Below are 16130 nucleotides of genomic sequence, written 5' to 3' on the forward strand. Positions count from 1 at the left end.
TCCGCTTCCTCGGCTGTTTTCGCCTTGCCTCACCTTCGCGTCAAAACGTTCGAACAAAACCTGTAGGCCCGCCGGATTCTTCTTCTACTTCACCTGGGTGGTGGCGAAGTTATTAGTGGTCAGGGGGCTAATGTGATAGCCCTCTACGTTCTTGCGCATTGCGGTGAACATTTTGGTGTGTGCCATGCTGATCCATGGCTGATCCTGATTGAAGACCGCCTGTGCCTGCTCATAGAGCGCGGCACGTTCGGCCGGGTCGGTTTTTTCCCGGGCCTGATCGATCAACGTCTGGAACTTCTCGTTGCACCAGCGCGCGTAGTTTTCGCCGTTTTTGGCGGCCTCGCAGCTGAGGTTCGGCGTCAGGAAGTTATCAGGGTCGCCATTGTCGCCTGCCCAGCCAGCCGACACCATGTCGTGTTCACCGTTTTTCGCCCGTTTGAGCATTTCGCCCCATTCCATGACGCGTATATCTAACTTAATGCCGACTTTCGCCAAGTCGGCCTGCATCATTTGCGCGCCCAGCATCGGGTTGGGATTGGTCGGGCCGCCACCATTGCGGGTGAACAGGGTGAGCACGGTGCCTTCCGGAACACCTGCTTCCTTAAGCAAGGCACGTGCCTTGTCGAGGTCGTGGGCCGGGTTTTTCAGGTCTTTGTTGTAACCCAGCAGGGTGTCCGGGTACGGGTTGACGCCAACGGTGGCATTGCCTTTGCCGAACAGCGCGTTGACGTAGGCCTCTTTGTCGAAGGCGATGTTGATCGCTTTGCGCACCCGCACATCGCTCATGTACTTGTGGGTGGTGTTCATCGCGATGTAGGACGTGGTCATCGCATTCAGCTCATCGACCTTCAGGTTCGCGTCGTTCTTGATGCTCGGAATGTCGTCCGGCTTGGGATACAGCGCGACCTGACATTCGTTGGCCTTGAGCTTCTGCAGGCGCACGTTGTTGTCAGTGGCGATGGCCAGAACCAGCGTGTCGGCCGGCGGCTTGCCACGGAAGTAATCCGGATTGGCCTTGAAGCGCACCTGGGCGTCCTTGGCATAACGCTGGAAGATGAACGGGCCGGTGCCGATCGGCTGGCTGTTCAGGCCTTCGAGCTTATGGGTCTTGAGCAATTGGTCGGCGTATTCGGCCGAGTAGATCGAGGAAAACGGCATGGCCACGTCGGCCAGGAACGGTGCTTCGCGGCGGGTCAGGGTGAACTTGACCGTGCTGTCGTCAACTTTCTCGACGCTCTTGAGCAGCTCCTTGAAGCCCATGCTCTCGAAGTACGGGAAACCCACTTGCGATTGCTTGTGCCATGGATGGTTCGGGTCCAACTGACGCTGGAAGCTCCAGACCACGTCGTCGGCGTTCATCTCGCGCGTCGGTTTGAAGTAATCGGTGGTGTGGAACTTGACGCCTTTGCGCAGGTGGAACGTGTAATTGAGCCCGTCTTCGCTGATTTCCCACGACTCGGCCAGCGCAGGCCCGATGTCAGTGGTGCCGGGCTTGAAGTCCACCAGACGGTTGTAAATGGTTTCCGCCGCGGCGTCCGCGGTGACGGCGGTGGTGTACAGCGCAATGTCGAACCCCTCGGGGCTGGCTTCGGTGCAGACCACCAGAGGCTTGGCCGAAACGCCGACCGCGGCGCTGAGCAGTGTCATCCCCAACGCCAGTGCGACTGCGTTGCGCAATGTTGCGAGTTTGAATGTCGATTCCAAGAAAACGCCCTCTGCAAGTGATGAAGCCATTACTCAGTGGGTGTTTCGGGGCATTAAGTTCTGCATCGACTCTGCCCCGAAACGGCCCGCTTCAGTGATTAAAGAATGTTGAACGGGATGGTGGTCACCAGACGGAACTCGTTGATGCTGCCGTCAGCCTGGTTGGCACTCGCGCGGTGGGTGGTGTAGGTGCCGCGCATGGTCGAGGCCTTCAGCGGGCCGGACTGCATGGTGTACGAGGCGCCTACGCCGTATTCGTAGTGGGTTTCGCCGTCCATGCTGCGTACGTCGTAGGCGGTGCCCTTGTAGTGCGTACCGTCGATGTCGAAGCCGCGCGCCTGATAGACGTTGAACTTCAGGCCCGGCACGCCGTAGTCGGCCATGTTCAACAGGTAGCTCAACTGCACTGACTTCTCGTTCGGTCCGTTGAAGTCCGAGAGCAGGGAGTTGGCCAGGAAGATGGCGTTGCTGTCGTGGACGTAGTCGAAGTAGGTGTCACCTTCCACTTCCTGATAGGAAATGCTGAAGCTGTGCTCCTTGTGGGTCGCGGTCAACGACAGCGAATAGGTGTCGTTGTCGATCGGGCCCATTTTTTTGGCGCCCGAGTCTTTGGTTTTGTAGTAGTTCAGGTTGGTCGACAGGCCCAGGACGTCGGTGTCACCCATCTCGTGCAGGAACGAGAAGTAGTACTGGTGCCAGAAGTCTTCGACGTTGGAGGCGTAGAAGCTGGTGGTCAGGCTCTTGAACGGCTTGTAGTCGACGCCGGCGATGTCCACGCGATCGGCTTCGATGTTGGCGTTGGCCGTGTATTCGGAGCGGAACTTGGTCAGGCTCTGCTCGGAACGTGGCGAGACGCGGTCGAAGCTGCCGGCGGTGAACGACAGGTTGTTGAATTCTTCGCTGAGGATGCTCACACCTTCGAAGCTCGAAGGCAGCGCACGGTTGCCGATGTAAGCCAGCACAGGGGTGTTGAGCGACTGACGGCCTGCGGTCAGGGTGGTGTTGGAGATGCGTGCCTTGATGTTGCCCAGGCCCAGCTTGCTCCATTGGCCGACCGCGTCACCGTTGTTCTTGGTGAGGGTACGGTTGGCGCCGCCCATCAGGTCATCCTTGTCGCGGTCCAGCGCAACGGCGTTGTAGACCGCCATCTGCGTGGCGAACCCGACGGTGCCCTGTGTGAAGCCCGAGCTGTAGTCAACGATGGTGCCTTGCACCCAGTTGATACGACGCGGATCGCGATCGACCACGACGCCGTTCTCGCTGCGGCTGAAGGTCCCGCCGCGACGCAGCAGTTCGTTGGCGTACCAGTTCTTGGTCGAACCGGTGATTTTCGAGTCTTCCAGAAAGCCCTTGGCTTCGCTCTGGGCGTTGGTGGTGGCCAGGGTGGTTGGAACGAATTCCTGGCTGGTTGGCTCTGCCTGTACCGCGACGCTCAAGGCGAGGGCGGACAAGGCGAATACAGCAGTGCTGGCTTTTTTCACGTTTTAAAGCTCCCGATGACATCTTTATAGAGGCCGGTTTTTATGAGTGGACCGGCTTTGGTGTTGCGGCCTTATGGGCCTTTTTTCGCTCGCTCCGCGGATTGCGGATAAAGCAGTGCCCAAGGTGATGACTCACCTGAGGCACGGTTGCTCGTGTTATTCGGCGATGCTGACGCCCGAGAAGTTGTTGCGACCGAAGGGGCTGACCAGAAAGCCCTGAACCTCTTTGCGCAAGGGCTGAATGACCGTGGAGTGAGCGATCGGGGTGATCGGCACCTGGCTCTTGAGGTAGTGCTGCGCCTGCTTGTACAGGCTGATGCGCTGGTTTTTGTCGGAGGTGGACACGGCGGACTTGATCAGCGTGTCGTATTTCTGGTCACACCACATCGAGTAGTTATTGCCGCCGATGGAGGCGCAGCTGTAGAGCGTGCCCAGCCAGTTGTCCGGGTCACCGTTGTCGCCGGTCCAGCCGATCAGCGAGATGTCGTGCTCGCCATTCTTGCTGCGCTTGAGGTACTCGCCCCACTCGTAGCTGACGATGGTCGCCTTGATACCGACCTTGGCCCAGTCGGCCTGAAGCATCTGCGCCATCAGCTTGGCGTTGGGGTTGTAGGGGCGCTGCACGGGCATGGCCCAGAGGGTCAGTTCGGTGCCTTCCTTGACCCCGGCGGCGCGCAACAGCTCGCGGGCTTTTTCCGGGTTGTACGGGGCGTCCTTGACGGTTTCATCAAAGGACCACTGGGTCGGCGGCATGGCGTTCTGCGCCAGTTGGCCTGCGCCCTGGTACACCGCGTCGATGATGGCTTTCTTGTCGACGGCCATGTCCAGCGCCTGACGGACCTGCAGGTTGTCCAATGGCGCGTGGCGCACGTTGTAGGAGATGTAGCCGAGGTTGAAGCCAGGCTGTTCGATCACCTTCAGCTGTTTGTCGGCCTTGATCGATTCAATGTCGGCAGGGCGTGGGTTGACGGTGACCTGGCACTCGTTCTTCTTGAGTTTCTGCACACGCACCGAGGCATCGGTGTTGATGGCGTAAATCAGCTGGTCGATCTTGACCCGGCTCGGGTCCCAGAACTGTTTATTGGCGACATAACGGATTTGCGCGTCTTTCTGATAACGGGAAAAAGCAAAGGGCCCGGTGCCGATTGGCGACTGGTTGATTTCGCGAACATTGCCAGATGCCATCAGTTTGTCAGCATATTCCGCCGAAAGAATCGACGCGAAGTTCATCGCTATATTCTGAATGAATGCCGCATCCACTTTGTTCAGGGAAAACACGACGGTCATTGGGCGAGTTTTCTCAACCGACTTGATGTTCTTGTCCAGACCCATGCTGGTGAAGTACGGAAACTCGGTCGGATATGCGACGCGAAACGGATGATCCTTCTGCAACATGCGATTGAACGTAAACAGCACGTCGTCGGCATTGAAGTCGCGGGTCGGCGTAAACAGCTTGTTGCTGTGGAATTTCACGCCCTCGCGCAGGTGAAAGGTGTACGTCAGGCCGTCGGGCGAGATGTCCCAGCTCGTCGCCAGGGCAGGCACGACGCTGGTCTGGCCACGCTCGAACTCGGCTAGACGGTTGTAGATCGGCTCGGCCGCGTCGTTGTCGGTGCCCGAGGTGTATTGAGCGATATCGAAACCTGCAGGGCTGCCTTCGGAACAGAACACCAGACTCTGCGTCGCAGCCTGAGTTGTTCCAATAGTGGCTAATAGCCCAACAGTAAACAGTGACGAAACAGCAATGTTTTTACGCATGACAATCCTTATCGTCTGGAACTCGAATAGCCTTAGATGACCGGAAAAGAGTTGGCAATCGTTTGCGCAAACAGCGTATTTCCCGGAAAACGGAGACACGACCGACAGATAACGGCAACTATGAGGTGCGGGTCGCGACGGTATAGCCGTTACGCTGCACAGTTAATACGTTCAGTTACATAAAGGTATGTAGGAAAAGTGGATATCGTTCGTAGGCTAATTCTTAGTGTGGCGGATAACTCATCTAACGATATTCATTTTCATCGGTGTATCGCGCACAGAACGACGCGGTCGCGATATCCGGAGATATCGCGACCGTGAAGTCATATAGAGGTATTACTTACCGCTGACGCTCACGCCGTAGAACGAGTTCAGACCGAATGGGCTGATCTTGAAGTCCTGAACCTCTTTACGCATCGGCTGGTAAACAGTCGAGTGCGCGATCGGGGTCATAGGAACGGCGTCCTTGAGCAAGTGCTGAGCCTGTTTGTACAGCTCGGTGCGCTTGGCCTGGTCGGTGGTTTCCTTGGCCTGGTGAATCAGGGTGTCGAACGGCTTGTCACACCATTTGGCGAAGTTGTTGCCGTTGATCGCGTCGCAGCCGAACAGGGTGCCCAGCCAGTTGTCCGGGTCACCGTTGTCGCCGCTCCAGCCAATCAGCATCGCGCCATTTTCGCCGTTCTTGGCACGCTTGATGTACTCGCCCCACTCGTAGGAAACGATCTTGGCGTTGATGCCGATCTTCTTCCAGTCGTTCTGGAGCATTTCAGCCATCAGCTTGGCGTTCGGGTTGTATGGACGCTGAACCGGCATCGCCCACAGGGTGATCTCGGTGCCTTCGGCCACGCCTGCCTTTTTCAGCAGTTCCTTGGCTTTGGCGATGTCGTAAGGCGCGTCCTTGATGGTGGTGTCATAAGACCACTGGGTCGGTGGCATGGCGTTCACAGCCAATTGACCTGCACCCTGGTAAACGGCGTCGATGATGGCTTTCTTGTCGACAGCCATGTCCAGCGCCTGACGCACTTCCAGTTTCGACAGCGGGTTCGGTTTGCTGTCGCCCTTGATCTGCGGCATCACGTTGTAGGCGATGTAGCCCAGGTTGAAACCAGCCTGATCAGGCATCTTCAGCGCAGGGTCGGCCTTGAGCGGCGCCAGGTCGGCGGGACGTGGGTAAGCGGTGATCTGGCATTCGCCTTTCTTCAGCTTCTGAGCGCGAACCGAAGCGTCGGTGGTGATGGCGAAAATCAGGTTGTCGACTTTGACGTCTTCAGGCTTCCAGTAGTCCTTGTTTCCAGTGAAACGGATGTTGGAGTCTTTCTGGTAGCTCTTGAACACGAACGGGCCAGTGCCGATCGGCTTCTGGTTGATGTCTTCGGGCTTGCCTTCCTTGAGCAGCTGGGCGGCGTATTCAGCGGACTGAATGGACGCAAAGCTCATCGCCAGGTTCTGGATGAACGCGGCGTCGACCACGCCCAGGGTCATCTTAACGGTGTGATCGTCGACCTTCTCGATCTTGGTGATGTTGGTGTCCATCGCCATGTCGGTGAAGTACGGGAATTCGGTCGGGTACGCCTTACGGAACGGATCGTCCTTGTTGATCATGCGGTTGAACGTGAACAGCACGTCATCGGCATTGAAGGTACGGGTCGGTTTGAAATACGGCGTGGTGTGGAACTTGACACCTTCACGCAGGTGGAAGGTGTAGGTCAGGCCGTCCGGGGACACGTCCCAGCTGGTGGCCAGGCCAGGAATGACGGCGGTGCCGCCGCGCTCGAACTGGCTCAGACGGTTGAAAACGGTCTCGGCCGAAGCGTCGAAGTCGGTGCCGGTGGTGTACTGACCTGGGTCGAAACCAGCAGGGCTGCCTTCGGAGCAGAACACCAGGTTCGATGCTGCTTGTGCGAAGGGAGCGCTGGCGATCAAACCTGCGCCGAGTAGAAACGGAATGACCGCTTTTTTGAGCATGGTGGCCTCAGTTGTTGTCATTTTTTAATTGAGGGTACGACCTTGTGGGTCGGTCCCGCGGATACTTATGCAGGCGCCATACCCAAAGCAAGATGCTGGCGCCAAACACGTGTCAAAGAGTGGCACGAACGTACACGAATGTCGCAAAACTATAATTTGTGCCGCTGTTGAACGTTTGCGTGTCGCATATCGGTATGTTTGTTGCGCAATTTTGGTGCATCGCGCCGTGGCAAATGCACCCGTTTGTGCCTCAAGTGTTACTTCGCTGTTGGTTTGTCGTGGTGCTATTTGGCCATGCTCACCCCATAAAAGGGCGTCAGGCCAAACGGGCTGAGCTTGAAGTCCTGCACCTCCTTGCGCATGGGCTGGAACACCTTGGAGTTGGCGATCGGTGTGATCGGCACGTCGTTTTTCAGGATGTTCTGGGCCTGCTGATACAGCTTGATCCGCTCATCGCGGTTGCTGGTCAGCTTGGCCTGGGTCACCAGCTTGTCATAGCTCGGGTTGCACCACTTGGCGTAGTTACTGCCCTTGACGGCCGCGCAGCTGTAGAGCACGCCGAGCCAGTTGTCCGGGTCACCGTTGTCACCTGTCCAACCATAGATCATCACATCGTGTTCGCCAGCCTTGGCGCGCTTGATGTACTCGCCCCATTCGTAGCTGACGATGTTGGCCTTGATGCCGATCTTCGCCCAGTCGGACTGGATCATCTGCGCCGACATCCGTGCGTTCGGGTTGGACGCGCGCTGCACGGTCATCGCCCACAGGTTGATCTGCGTCCCCGGCGCGACGCCTGCTTCCTTGAGCAGTTGTTTCGCTTTGTCGGGGTTGTAGGGCGCGTCCTTGATGTTCGGGTCATACCCCCATTGCGCAGGCGGCAGCGCGTTTTGCGCCAGTTGGCCCGCCCCTTGGTAAACGGCCTTGATGATCGCTGGCTTGTCGATGGCCATGTCCAGCGCCTGACGAACCTTGAGCTGATCCAGCGGCGGGTGAGTCACGTTGTACGCGAGGAAGCCCAGGTTGAAGCCAGGCTGGCTCAGCACCTTCAGGTTCGGGTCCTTTTGCGCTTCTTCGATGTCCTGCGGGCGCGGGTAGCCGCTGATCTGGCATTCGCCGGTCTTGAGCTTTTGCAGGCGCGTGGCGGCGTCGGTGTTGATCGAGAAGATCAGGTTGTCGAGCTTCACGTCTTCCGGCTTCCAGTAATCCTTGTTACCGACGAAGCGAATCTGCGCATCTTTCTGGTAGCGCTTGAACACGAAGGGCCCTGTGCCGACCGGCTTCTGGTTGATCTCCTCGGCCTTGCCTTGCTTGAGCAACTGCGCCGCGTACTCGGCGGACTGGATCGAGGCGAAGCTCATGGCCAGGTTCTGGATAAAGGCCGCGTCGATGTTGTTCAGCACAAACCTGACGGTCTGCTCGTCGACTTTCTCAACCTGTTTGATGGTCTTGTTCATGTCCATGTCGGTGAAGTACGGCGACTCGGACGGATAGGCCTTGCGGAAGGGGTCGTCAGCATTGAGCAGACGATTGAAGGTGAACAGCACGTCGTCAGCGTTGAAGTCGCGCGTCGGCGTGAAGTAGTCGGTGGTATGGAATTTCACGCCCTTTCGCAGATGGAAGGTGTAGCTCAGGCCATCTGCTGAGACGTCCCACCGAGTCGCCAGGCCGGGCTCGACTTCGGTGCCGCCACGCTTGAACTGGGTCAGGCGGTTGAACACGGTTTCGGCCGAAGCATCGAACTCCGTGCCGCTGGTGTACTGGCTGGGATCGAAGCCAGCCGGGCTGGCTTCAGAGCAATACACCAGGGTGCTGGCAGCCTGAACCGATGGCACGCACAGCGCCATCGCAGCAGCCAGGAGCAGGGGTTTGAAAGTGTTCTCCATGTGAACCTCATACAAAGCGGCATTCGTGCCTGAATTCATCGACGGATGATAGACAGCGCAGAATGCCGCAGGGTCGAGCGTTCGAACAAGAAAGCGCTTGGACCTATTTGATGATGCCTAATGACTGGTAGAAATTCCAAAGCACAGAGCCAGCAGGCGTGAGTTTGATCCATGCCCAGAGTGGCGAATCCTTATCCAGGAACTCGCCTCTCATGAAATTCAGGTACGCGGCGCTGTCCTTGCTCATGCGATCAAGCGCGGCCTGTCCTGTATCAGCCAGTTGCTCATGAATGGCACGCAGCTCGAGCTTGGAGGTGGCGCGGCGTACATTTTCACTGTTTTTCGCCGCCCATTCAGTGACTTGCGCGTCCTGCCACTCACTGTTGTGGGGATGTTTGAAATAGGCCGTAGCGATAGCAACGGGGTCTGCCTGGGTGTCGCCGTTCCAATGGTTGACCATTGCGGTGCCTACCGCTCTCACGGCTTCGGAGGCCAGACTGCTTGCCAGCAGGTGCAGGGGATGTTCGGCATGGTCCTTGGCAAGCTGAGAGTGGGTAGGGTCAGTCGAACCATTGTCATGGGGATCTTCACCGTACTGGGTCTGCCAGTCCTTTATGTTTTCCCCGAGTCGTGTCAGTACACCGTGCATGACGACGCCGAGCGCATTGCCCAGCACAGAGGCCGGGCCTGTCAGGTAGGCTGCGGTTCGTTGTAGGAACTCCGCGAAGGGCAGGCCGACCCAGCCATCACGAGCAGTCAGATAGGCCTGGAAATGCGCGAGGTAGGACGGGTTGTCGTGCTCTTCGAGAAGAATCAACAACATCTGTTCGCGAGGGCTTCGGTCACCTGGTTTGACCGGCATATAGGTGAGGTCATCCAGCGAGAAAAGAATCTTGCCCAGCGGGCCGGCCACACTGGCCAGTACATCGGTGGGGCCGAACATCCCGGTCACGAGCGGCATGCCCGCTTCACACTCGGCGGGGGAGGTCCATGGCAATACTTGAGAGTGGCCATTCTTGATCAGCGCAAGCTCCACGAAGTTGGAGTGAGCGAAGAAGTCTTCAAGTACATGCAGCGCCGAGCCAAAGGCGCGCAAGCCCCAAGGCTTGCGCGGGTGCTCCATGGCGAATCGCAGCTCCCGCGCCATGAAGTCAACCGACCTGCCGATGTAGCGCTTCATCGATGTCGTGTAATCAATTTGCAGCAGCGGATCGCCTTCAAACACCAGCGATTCGAAATCCTGATCCCTCGACTTCGGGTCCGGGGTATTTCGGTCGAGCACGCGCGGGTTGTCGATGTGCTCAGTGGGACGGTACACGCCAAGAATGTCAGGGGTCACTCTGTATAAATCCCCGCTCCCCTGGCGAATCCATCCGAATCGTTTCAGGGAGAGCACGTCGACGATCCGGGTGAGGGCGTCACGGGACAGTACGTCGGGGAAGTCCTTGGGCGTGTTGGCCGCCCGAATGATCTTGGGATCAAGCAACTGAGAATAATCCCGCAGCCAGTTGCCGAAATAGATGGTGTGCAGTTCATAAGGACTCATCTCCAGGTCGTACAGCACGGCCTCGATCGTCTCGTGGGTGTGGTGTTGTTCATCGCCTTCTCCAGCCCCGAAGCGTTCGCGCTCTGAGTGCGGGTCGGGAACGTTTGAGGTTTCATTCGGACTCGAGTGGCGCCACAAGATGCGCACGCGCATTTCACCCCATTGGGCTTCGATGTCCAGCGGTTGGCTGGCCGATCCGAACCGGTAGCTGGCAATGCGCACGCGATCGGTGTCGAACTGGCCGAGCGTGACCATTGCTACGGAGAAACGGCTGCCTTCTTCACCGCTGGCGTCGTTGGCGAGAGGCATTGCGCCTTCATCCAGATAATGGTTGAAGTCGTTGCGCAGAATGTTGTCGATGTGGTGACCAAACTCATGCAGCAGCACATCGAGGAACTCGGCGCCGTGTCTATCGTTCAGTGCGTTGTCGATTACCTCGCTGTGAATCCGGATCAACCGCTCGCTATTGCTGTAGTCGGCCAGATGCTCGCCATCTGTGACGAGAATGGCCGGGTTTTCGATTTCCCCGGCAATCAGCCGGTCCTGCAAGGCGGAGTAAATGCTCTCGGGAATGTCCTGGCCGAAGATGGGCGCCATATGTTGAGTGAAATCATCGGCTGAGAGTGTCGCCGCCACCTGGGTCAAAAGATCGAGGGCGAACGTGCTGTGCACGGAGGCTTCTGGCAGGTCGAGGAAACGGGGGGGAGCGGGTTGAAAAGCCATGATGGATTCTTCCTTGAATCAGTAATAAGCAACCGGTCGGGCGTCTTGAGGCCGGGACATTCCGGGCAGTCAGACGCTCCAGTCGTGAAATGTTTGTGGTGGTACGGGGGGCGAGTGTAAAGATCAGGCGGGATGTGGAAATCAGACAGGGCGCGGCGTTGCGTAGGACGCGGTAGCGCGTAAATGCAGAAGGGGCGACTGGACGTCAGGAAAAGGGCGTAGGCAGACAGAAGAACCAGCGGCAGCCCTCGGCTGCCGCTGGTTGGGGGTCAGGGAATCGCGACTTCGATCACGCCATCGGCGGTGACGCTGACCTGGCTGGTGCCCGCTTCGATCTCCGGGGTTGGCGCGGCATCGGCGCGTGCGGCTTTCATCATCATGACCGGCGCGCGCAGATAAGGCTGTGGATAACCCGAGGTGTTGAGGTTCAGGTTGACCAGCTTGTAGCTGCTGCCGCCCAGCGCGTCGGTGACCAATTGCGCGCGGGCCTTGAAGGCTGTGACGGCGCTTTTGAGCAGGGTGTCTTCGCTGGCCTTGCGCGCTGGGTCGGAGATGGAGAAGTCCATGCCAGCCATTTTCATGTCGCTGCCCAGCAGTTCGCCGGTCAGTTTGGACAGGGCAGCGAAGTTCGGGCTCTCCAGACGCAGTTCGGCGCGCTCACGCCAGCCGGTGATTTTCTGACCCTTGTCGTCGTAGATCGGGTAGCTGTTGCGGCTGCCCTGGCGAATGGTCACGTCCTTGACCTGACGCGCTTCGCCCAGTGCCTTGTTGAGGGATTCGGTAATGCCGGCGGCCAGTTTGGCCGGGTCGGTGTCCTGGGATTCGGTGTAGACGGTGACGGTCATCAGGTCGCGCTGGACTTCCTGATTGACCTCGGCGCGCACCGAAACCTGGTTGTAGTGAACGTCGTCGGCCAGGGCGGGGACGCTGGCCAGAGCGGCGGCGCCAAGGGCAAACAGCGTGACAGTAGGGCGAAGGCTGAGCATAAAAACTCCTTGTTTGGCGAACCGTCCGACACGCTGACAGGAAGCGTCGTCGCACGGATGCCCATGAGACTGTAATCCCGGGTGCTTGTTCCAGAGGGGGATGATCGTATTGGCACCTGTGGGAGCGAATTCATTCGCGAAAAATAGGCCAGGCGACAGGGATGTGTCGGGTGGGCGTCCATTCGCGAATGAATTCGCTCCCACAGATAGCGCAAGCGGCCCAGATGTCGCTCATCGCTGTGGCGCTTTGACGCACTTTGGCGGAAACCTCCGCTGCATTGGTTATACTCGCTCCGATCCGCCTGGAGCGCTCATCAGGAGAGCTCATGCTCGCCCCCGTACAATTACTCTCTGCCACCCGCCAGAACCTCTGGCGACTGACGTTCGTCCGCATTCTGGTGCTAGGCGCGCAAGCCGGTTCGGTGGGCTTCGCCTATCTGTTCAACCTGCTGCCGCTGCCCTGGTTGCAACTGGACATCACCCTCGGCTTCTCGGCCATCGTCTGCCTGCTGACGGCCATCCGGCTGCGCACCTCGTGGCCTGTGACTGAGCTCGAATACGCCGTGCAGCTGGCCTTCGATCTGTTTATCCACAGCGCGCTGCTGTTTTACTCGGGTGGATCGACCAACCCGTTCGTCTCGTATTATCTGGTGCCGCTGACCATCGCGGCGGTGACGCTGCCATGGCGTTATTCGCTGATCCTCTCCGGCATCGCGCTGGCGCTCTACACGCTGATGCTGGCCAATTTCTACCCCATCGATCCCGTCGCCTTCGCCCGCGAAAAACTGCAGATCTACGGCATGTGGCTGAGCTTTGCATTGGCCGCGGGGGTGATCACTTTTTTTGCCGCACGCATGGCCGAAGAGCTGCGCCGTCAGGAGCAGATGCGCGCGCTACGTCGTGAAGAGGGTGCGCGGGACCAGCAATTGCTGGCGGTTGCGACCGAAGCGGCTGGCGCGGCCCACGAACTGGGCACGCCGTTGGCGACCATGAGCGTGCTGCTCAAGGAAATGCAGCAGGACCACAAGGACCCCGCCCTGCAGGAAGACCTCGCGGTGCTGCAGGACCAGGTCAAGCTGTGCAAGGAAACTCTGCAACAACTGGTGCGCGCCGCCGAGGCCAACCGGCGCATGACGGTGCAGGATCAGACTGTCACCCACTGGCTCGATCAGGCGCTCAATCGCTGGCACCTCATGCGCCCCGAAGCCACCTACCGCTTCCAGCGTCTGGGGCAGGGCGATGTACCGATGGTCGCGCCGGCTCCCGACCTGACCCAGGCGCTGCTGAACTTGCTGAACAACGCCGCCGATGCCTGCCACGAGGGGCTGGAGGTGAATCTGGACTGGAACGCGGTGGAGATCAGCATCACCATTCGCGATCACGGTGCCGGGGTGCCGCTGGCGGTGGCCGAACAGATCGGCAAACCCTTTTTTACCACCAAGGGCAAAGGCTTCGGCCTGGGCCTGTTTCTGAGCAAGGCCAGCGTCACCCGCGCAGGCGGCTCGGTGAAACTCTATCCTCACGAGGAAGGCGGCACGCTCACCGAGCTGCGCCTGCCCCGGAACGCAACAGGAGATGAAGCATGACTGATGAAATCCAGGTCGAAGGCGAAGAACTGCCGCACCTGTTGCTGGTGGACGACGATGCCACTTTCACCCGCGTGATGGCCCGTGCCATGGCACGCCGTGGTTTTCGCGTCAGCACCGCAGGTTCGGCCGAGGAAGGCTTGACCCTGGCGCAGCAGGACATCCCTGATTACGCCACGGTCGACCTGAAGATGGAAGGCGACTCCGGTCTGGTGCTGTTGCCCAAGCTGCTGGAACTGGACCCGGAAATGCGTGTCCTGATACTGACCGGTTATTCGAGCATCGCCACTGCGGTCGAAGCCATCAAGCGCGGCGCCTGCAACTACCTGTGCAAGCCGGCCGACGCGGACGATGTGCTGGCCGCGCTGCTGTCCGAGCACGCCGATCTGGACACCCTGGTGCCGGAAAACCCGATGTCGGTGGACCGCCTGCAGTGGGAACACATTCAGCGGGTCCTGACCGAGCACGAGGGCAATATTTCGGCCACGGCGCGGGCCTTGGGGATGCATCGACGTACTTTGCAACGCAAGTTGCAGAAGCGCCCGGTCCGCCGCTAAGCGAGGATCGCTGGTTAAAGATTTATTCATGGAAGACCGTGTGTGGCGTCTGGCACATTGAGGCCAACGCCACTAAATGCCTGCCGTCGAGCCATTGCCATGAATTTTGATATTGATGAAACCAGGGTCAATGACGCTGTGACCGGGAGCTTTTTTTCCCGGGTCTGGAAACTGGTCACGCCCTACTGGCGTAGCGAAGAAAAGGGCATGGCCTGGGTCCTGCTGATTGCCGTGATCGCGCTGTCGCTGTTCAGCGTGTTCATCTCCGTACTGGTCAACAGCTGGTACCGCGACTTCTATAACGCGCTGCAAAACAAGGATCTGGGGGCGTTCACCCACCTGATTCTGTACTTCTGCGGCATCGCCGCCATCGCCATTCTCGGCGCGGTGTATCGCCTCTACCTCACGCAAATGCTGACCATCCGCTGGCGTCGCTGGCTCACCGAAAAGCATTTCACCAAGTGGCTGGCCCACAAGAATTACTACCGACTGGAGCAAGGCGGTTACACCGATAACCCTGACCAACGTCTGTCCGAAGACCTCAACAACTTCACCTCCGACACCCTGAGCCTGAGTCTTGGCCTGTTGCGTACGGTCGTCAGCCTGGTGTCGTTCTCGGTCATCCTCTGGGGCGTATCCGGCAGCATCGAGCTGTTTGGCATCACCATTCCCGGCTACATGTTTTGGGCCGCGCTACTCTACGCCGCGATTGGCAGCTGGCTGACCCACCTGATCGGCAGACGCCTGATCGGCCTGAGCAACCAGCAACAGCGCTATGAAGCCGACATGCGTTTCTCGTTGGTGCGGGTGCGTGAAAACGCCGAAAGCATTGCCCTGTCCGACGGCGAGGCCAATGAAAATCAACGCCTGAGCGCTCGGTTCGACATGGTCTGGAGCAACTTCTGGACAATCATGAAAGTGCAGAAGCGCCTGACTTTCTTCACCGCTGGCTATTCACAGATCGCCATCGTCTTCGCCTTTGTCGTGGCGGCGCCGCGTTATTTCGCCGGCAAGATCGAGCTGGGCGAGCTGATGCAGATCAACTCGGCGTTCGGCAACGTGCAGGAGAACTTCAGCTGGTTCATCGACGCGTACACCCAACTGGCGTCGTGGCGTGCGACCTGTGATCGTCTGCTCAGCTTTCGCCAGGCCATGGACGATAACGAGGCCCGCGTGCCGGCTATCAAGGTCAGCCATGAAAGCAACGCGCTGCATGTGCAGGGACTGGATCTGTCGCTGATCGGCGGCCGTCAGCTGCTCAAACACGCCAACATCGACATCGCCGCGGGCGAGAAAGTCATGCTCAGTGGTCGTTCCGGCAGCGGCAAGAGTACGCTGCTGCGGGCCATGGGCGGGCTGTGGAATGAAGGCCACGGCGCAGTGAAACTGCCTGCCAAACGGGCGTTCTTCCTGCCGCAAAAACCTTACCTGCCCATTGGCACGTTGCGCGAAGCCCTGAGTTATCCACAAGCGCCAGAAGTCTACCCCGCCGAGCGTTTCGCTCAGGTGTTGGACACCTGCCGCCTGAGCCATCTGGTGCCGCGTCTGGACGAAAGCAATCACTGGCAGCGCATGCTCTCGCCGGGAGAGCAGCAGCGGGTGGCGTTCGCCCGCGCGCTGTTGTTCGCGCCGGACTGGCTGTACCTCGACGAAGCGACTTCGGCCATGGATGAAGAAGACGAGGCCGCGCTGTATCAGGCGTTGATCGACGAGCTGCCGGGCGTGACGCTGCTCAGCATCGGCCATCGCAGCAGCCTCAAGCGCTTCCATCGTCGTCACGTTCGGATCGAGGAAGGCCAGTTGAAAGAGCAGGCGGTCGCTGAATCTGCCGTTTGACGGATTTTCGAAGGCCCATCTGCCGCAAAAACCTACAAACTCGCCGGGTTTGTTATGTGATCGTACAACCCGGTGAGCTATGATTAGCCTTTCACCGTATTTTTA

The 16130-nt window shown here is 58.9% G+C and carries 10 protein-coding genes; 3 read left to right on the forward strand and 7 right to left on the reverse strand.

What is annotated here, in order from left to right:
* Window positions 1–84: 84 nt before the first annotated feature.
* From AC07V9_RS09470 to AC07V9_RS09500, 7 genes are all read right to left on the reverse strand, one after another.
* On the reverse strand, window positions 85–1647 hold the full coding sequence (locus AC07V9_RS09470; protein ID WP_495015785.1) for an ABC transporter substrate-binding protein: 1563 nt from the start codon (window positions 1645–1647) through the stop codon (window positions 85–87).
* Window positions 1648–1802: 155 nt separating this feature from the next.
* Window positions 1803–3185 (reverse strand): OprD family porin, encoded by a 1383-nt coding sequence (locus AC07V9_RS09475; RefSeq protein WP_495015464.1) that lies wholly within the window; start codon window positions 3183–3185, stop codon window positions 1803–1805.
* 156 nt (window positions 3186–3341) lie between these two features.
* Entirely contained in the window at window positions 3342–4943 is a 1602-nt protein-coding gene (locus AC07V9_RS09480) for an ABC transporter substrate-binding protein (RefSeq protein ID WP_495015465.1), read from the reverse strand.
* A gap of 336 nt (window positions 4944–5279) precedes the next feature.
* Window positions 5280–6908, reverse strand: a complete 1629-nt coding sequence (locus tag AC07V9_RS09485; RefSeq protein ID WP_495015466.1) for an ABC transporter substrate-binding protein — start codon at window positions 6906–6908, stop codon at window positions 5280–5282.
* Between the two features lie 284 nt (window positions 6909–7192).
* Window positions 7193–8791 (reverse strand): ABC transporter substrate-binding protein, encoded by a 1599-nt coding sequence (locus AC07V9_RS09490; RefSeq protein ID WP_495015467.1) that lies wholly within the window; start codon window positions 8789–8791, stop codon window positions 7193–7195.
* Between the two features lie 103 nt (window positions 8792–8894).
* The gene (locus AC07V9_RS09495) at window positions 8895–11060 is read right to left on the reverse strand and encodes an HET-C-related protein (protein ID WP_495015468.1); all 2166 of its coding nucleotides are present in this window, start codon (window positions 11058–11060) and stop codon (window positions 8895–8897) included.
* A gap of 269 nt (window positions 11061–11329) precedes the next feature.
* Window positions 11330–12046 (reverse strand): SIMPL domain-containing protein, encoded by a 717-nt coding sequence (locus AC07V9_RS09500; protein WP_495015469.1) that lies wholly within the window; start codon window positions 12044–12046, stop codon window positions 11330–11332.
* Window positions 12047–12372: 326 nt separating this feature from the next.
* Between AC07V9_RS09500 and AC07V9_RS09505 the strand changes: the two genes are divergently transcribed.
* The 3 genes from AC07V9_RS09505 (at window position 12373) to AC07V9_RS09515 (ending at window position 16025) form a co-directional block, all read left to right on the forward strand.
* Entirely contained in the window at window positions 12373–13632 is a 1260-nt protein-coding gene (locus AC07V9_RS09505; RefSeq protein WP_495015470.1) for an ATP-binding protein, read from the forward strand.
* The gene (locus AC07V9_RS09510) at window positions 13629–14189 is read left to right on the forward strand and encodes a response regulator transcription factor (RefSeq protein ID WP_495015471.1); all 561 of its coding nucleotides are present in this window, start codon (window positions 13629–13631) and stop codon (window positions 14187–14189) included. The genes AC07V9_RS09505 and AC07V9_RS09510 overlap by 4 nt, the downstream gene beginning before the upstream one ends.
* A 99-nt stretch (window positions 14190–14288) precedes the next feature.
* Complete coding sequence (locus AC07V9_RS09515; RefSeq protein ID WP_495015472.1) at window positions 14289–16025, forward strand: ABC transporter ATP-binding protein/permease; 1737 nt, start codon at window positions 14289–14291, stop codon at window positions 16023–16025.
* The last annotated feature ends 105 nt before the right edge of the window (window positions 16026–16130 follow it).

This window comes from Pseudomonas sp. GW821-FHT02A11, from assembly GCF_059421985.1.

Coding starts and splice junctions, on each gene's coding strand:
- AC07V9_RS09515 (WP_495015472.1), top strand. CDS start 14,289: ATGAATTTTGATATTGATGAAACCAGGGTCAATGACGCTGTGACCGGG.
- AC07V9_RS09480 (WP_495015465.1), bottom strand. CDS start 4,943: ATGCGTAAAAACATTGCTGTTTCGTCACTGTTTACTGTTGGGCTATTA.
- AC07V9_RS09500 (WP_495015469.1), bottom strand. CDS start 12,046: ATGCTCAGCCTTCGCCCTACTGTCACGCTGTTTGCCCTTGGCGCCGCC.
- AC07V9_RS09485 (WP_495015466.1), bottom strand. CDS start 6,908: ATGCTCAAAAAAGCGGTCATTCCGTTTCTACTCGGCGCAGGTTTGATC.
- AC07V9_RS09470 (WP_495015785.1), bottom strand. CDS start 1,647: ATGACACTGCTCAGCGCCGCGGTCGGCGTTTCGGCCAAGCCTCTGGTG.
- AC07V9_RS09505 (WP_495015470.1), top strand. CDS start 12,373: ATGCTCGCCCCCGTACAATTACTCTCTGCCACCCGCCAGAACCTCTGG.
- AC07V9_RS09490 (WP_495015467.1), bottom strand. CDS start 8,791: ATGGAGAACACTTTCAAACCCCTGCTCCTGGCTGCTGCGATGGCGCTG.
- AC07V9_RS09510 (WP_495015471.1), top strand. CDS start 13,629: ATGACTGATGAAATCCAGGTCGAAGGCGAAGAACTGCCGCACCTGTTG.
- AC07V9_RS09495 (WP_495015468.1), bottom strand. CDS start 11,060: ATGGCTTTTCAACCCGCTCCCCCCCGTTTCCTCGACCTGCCAGAAGCC.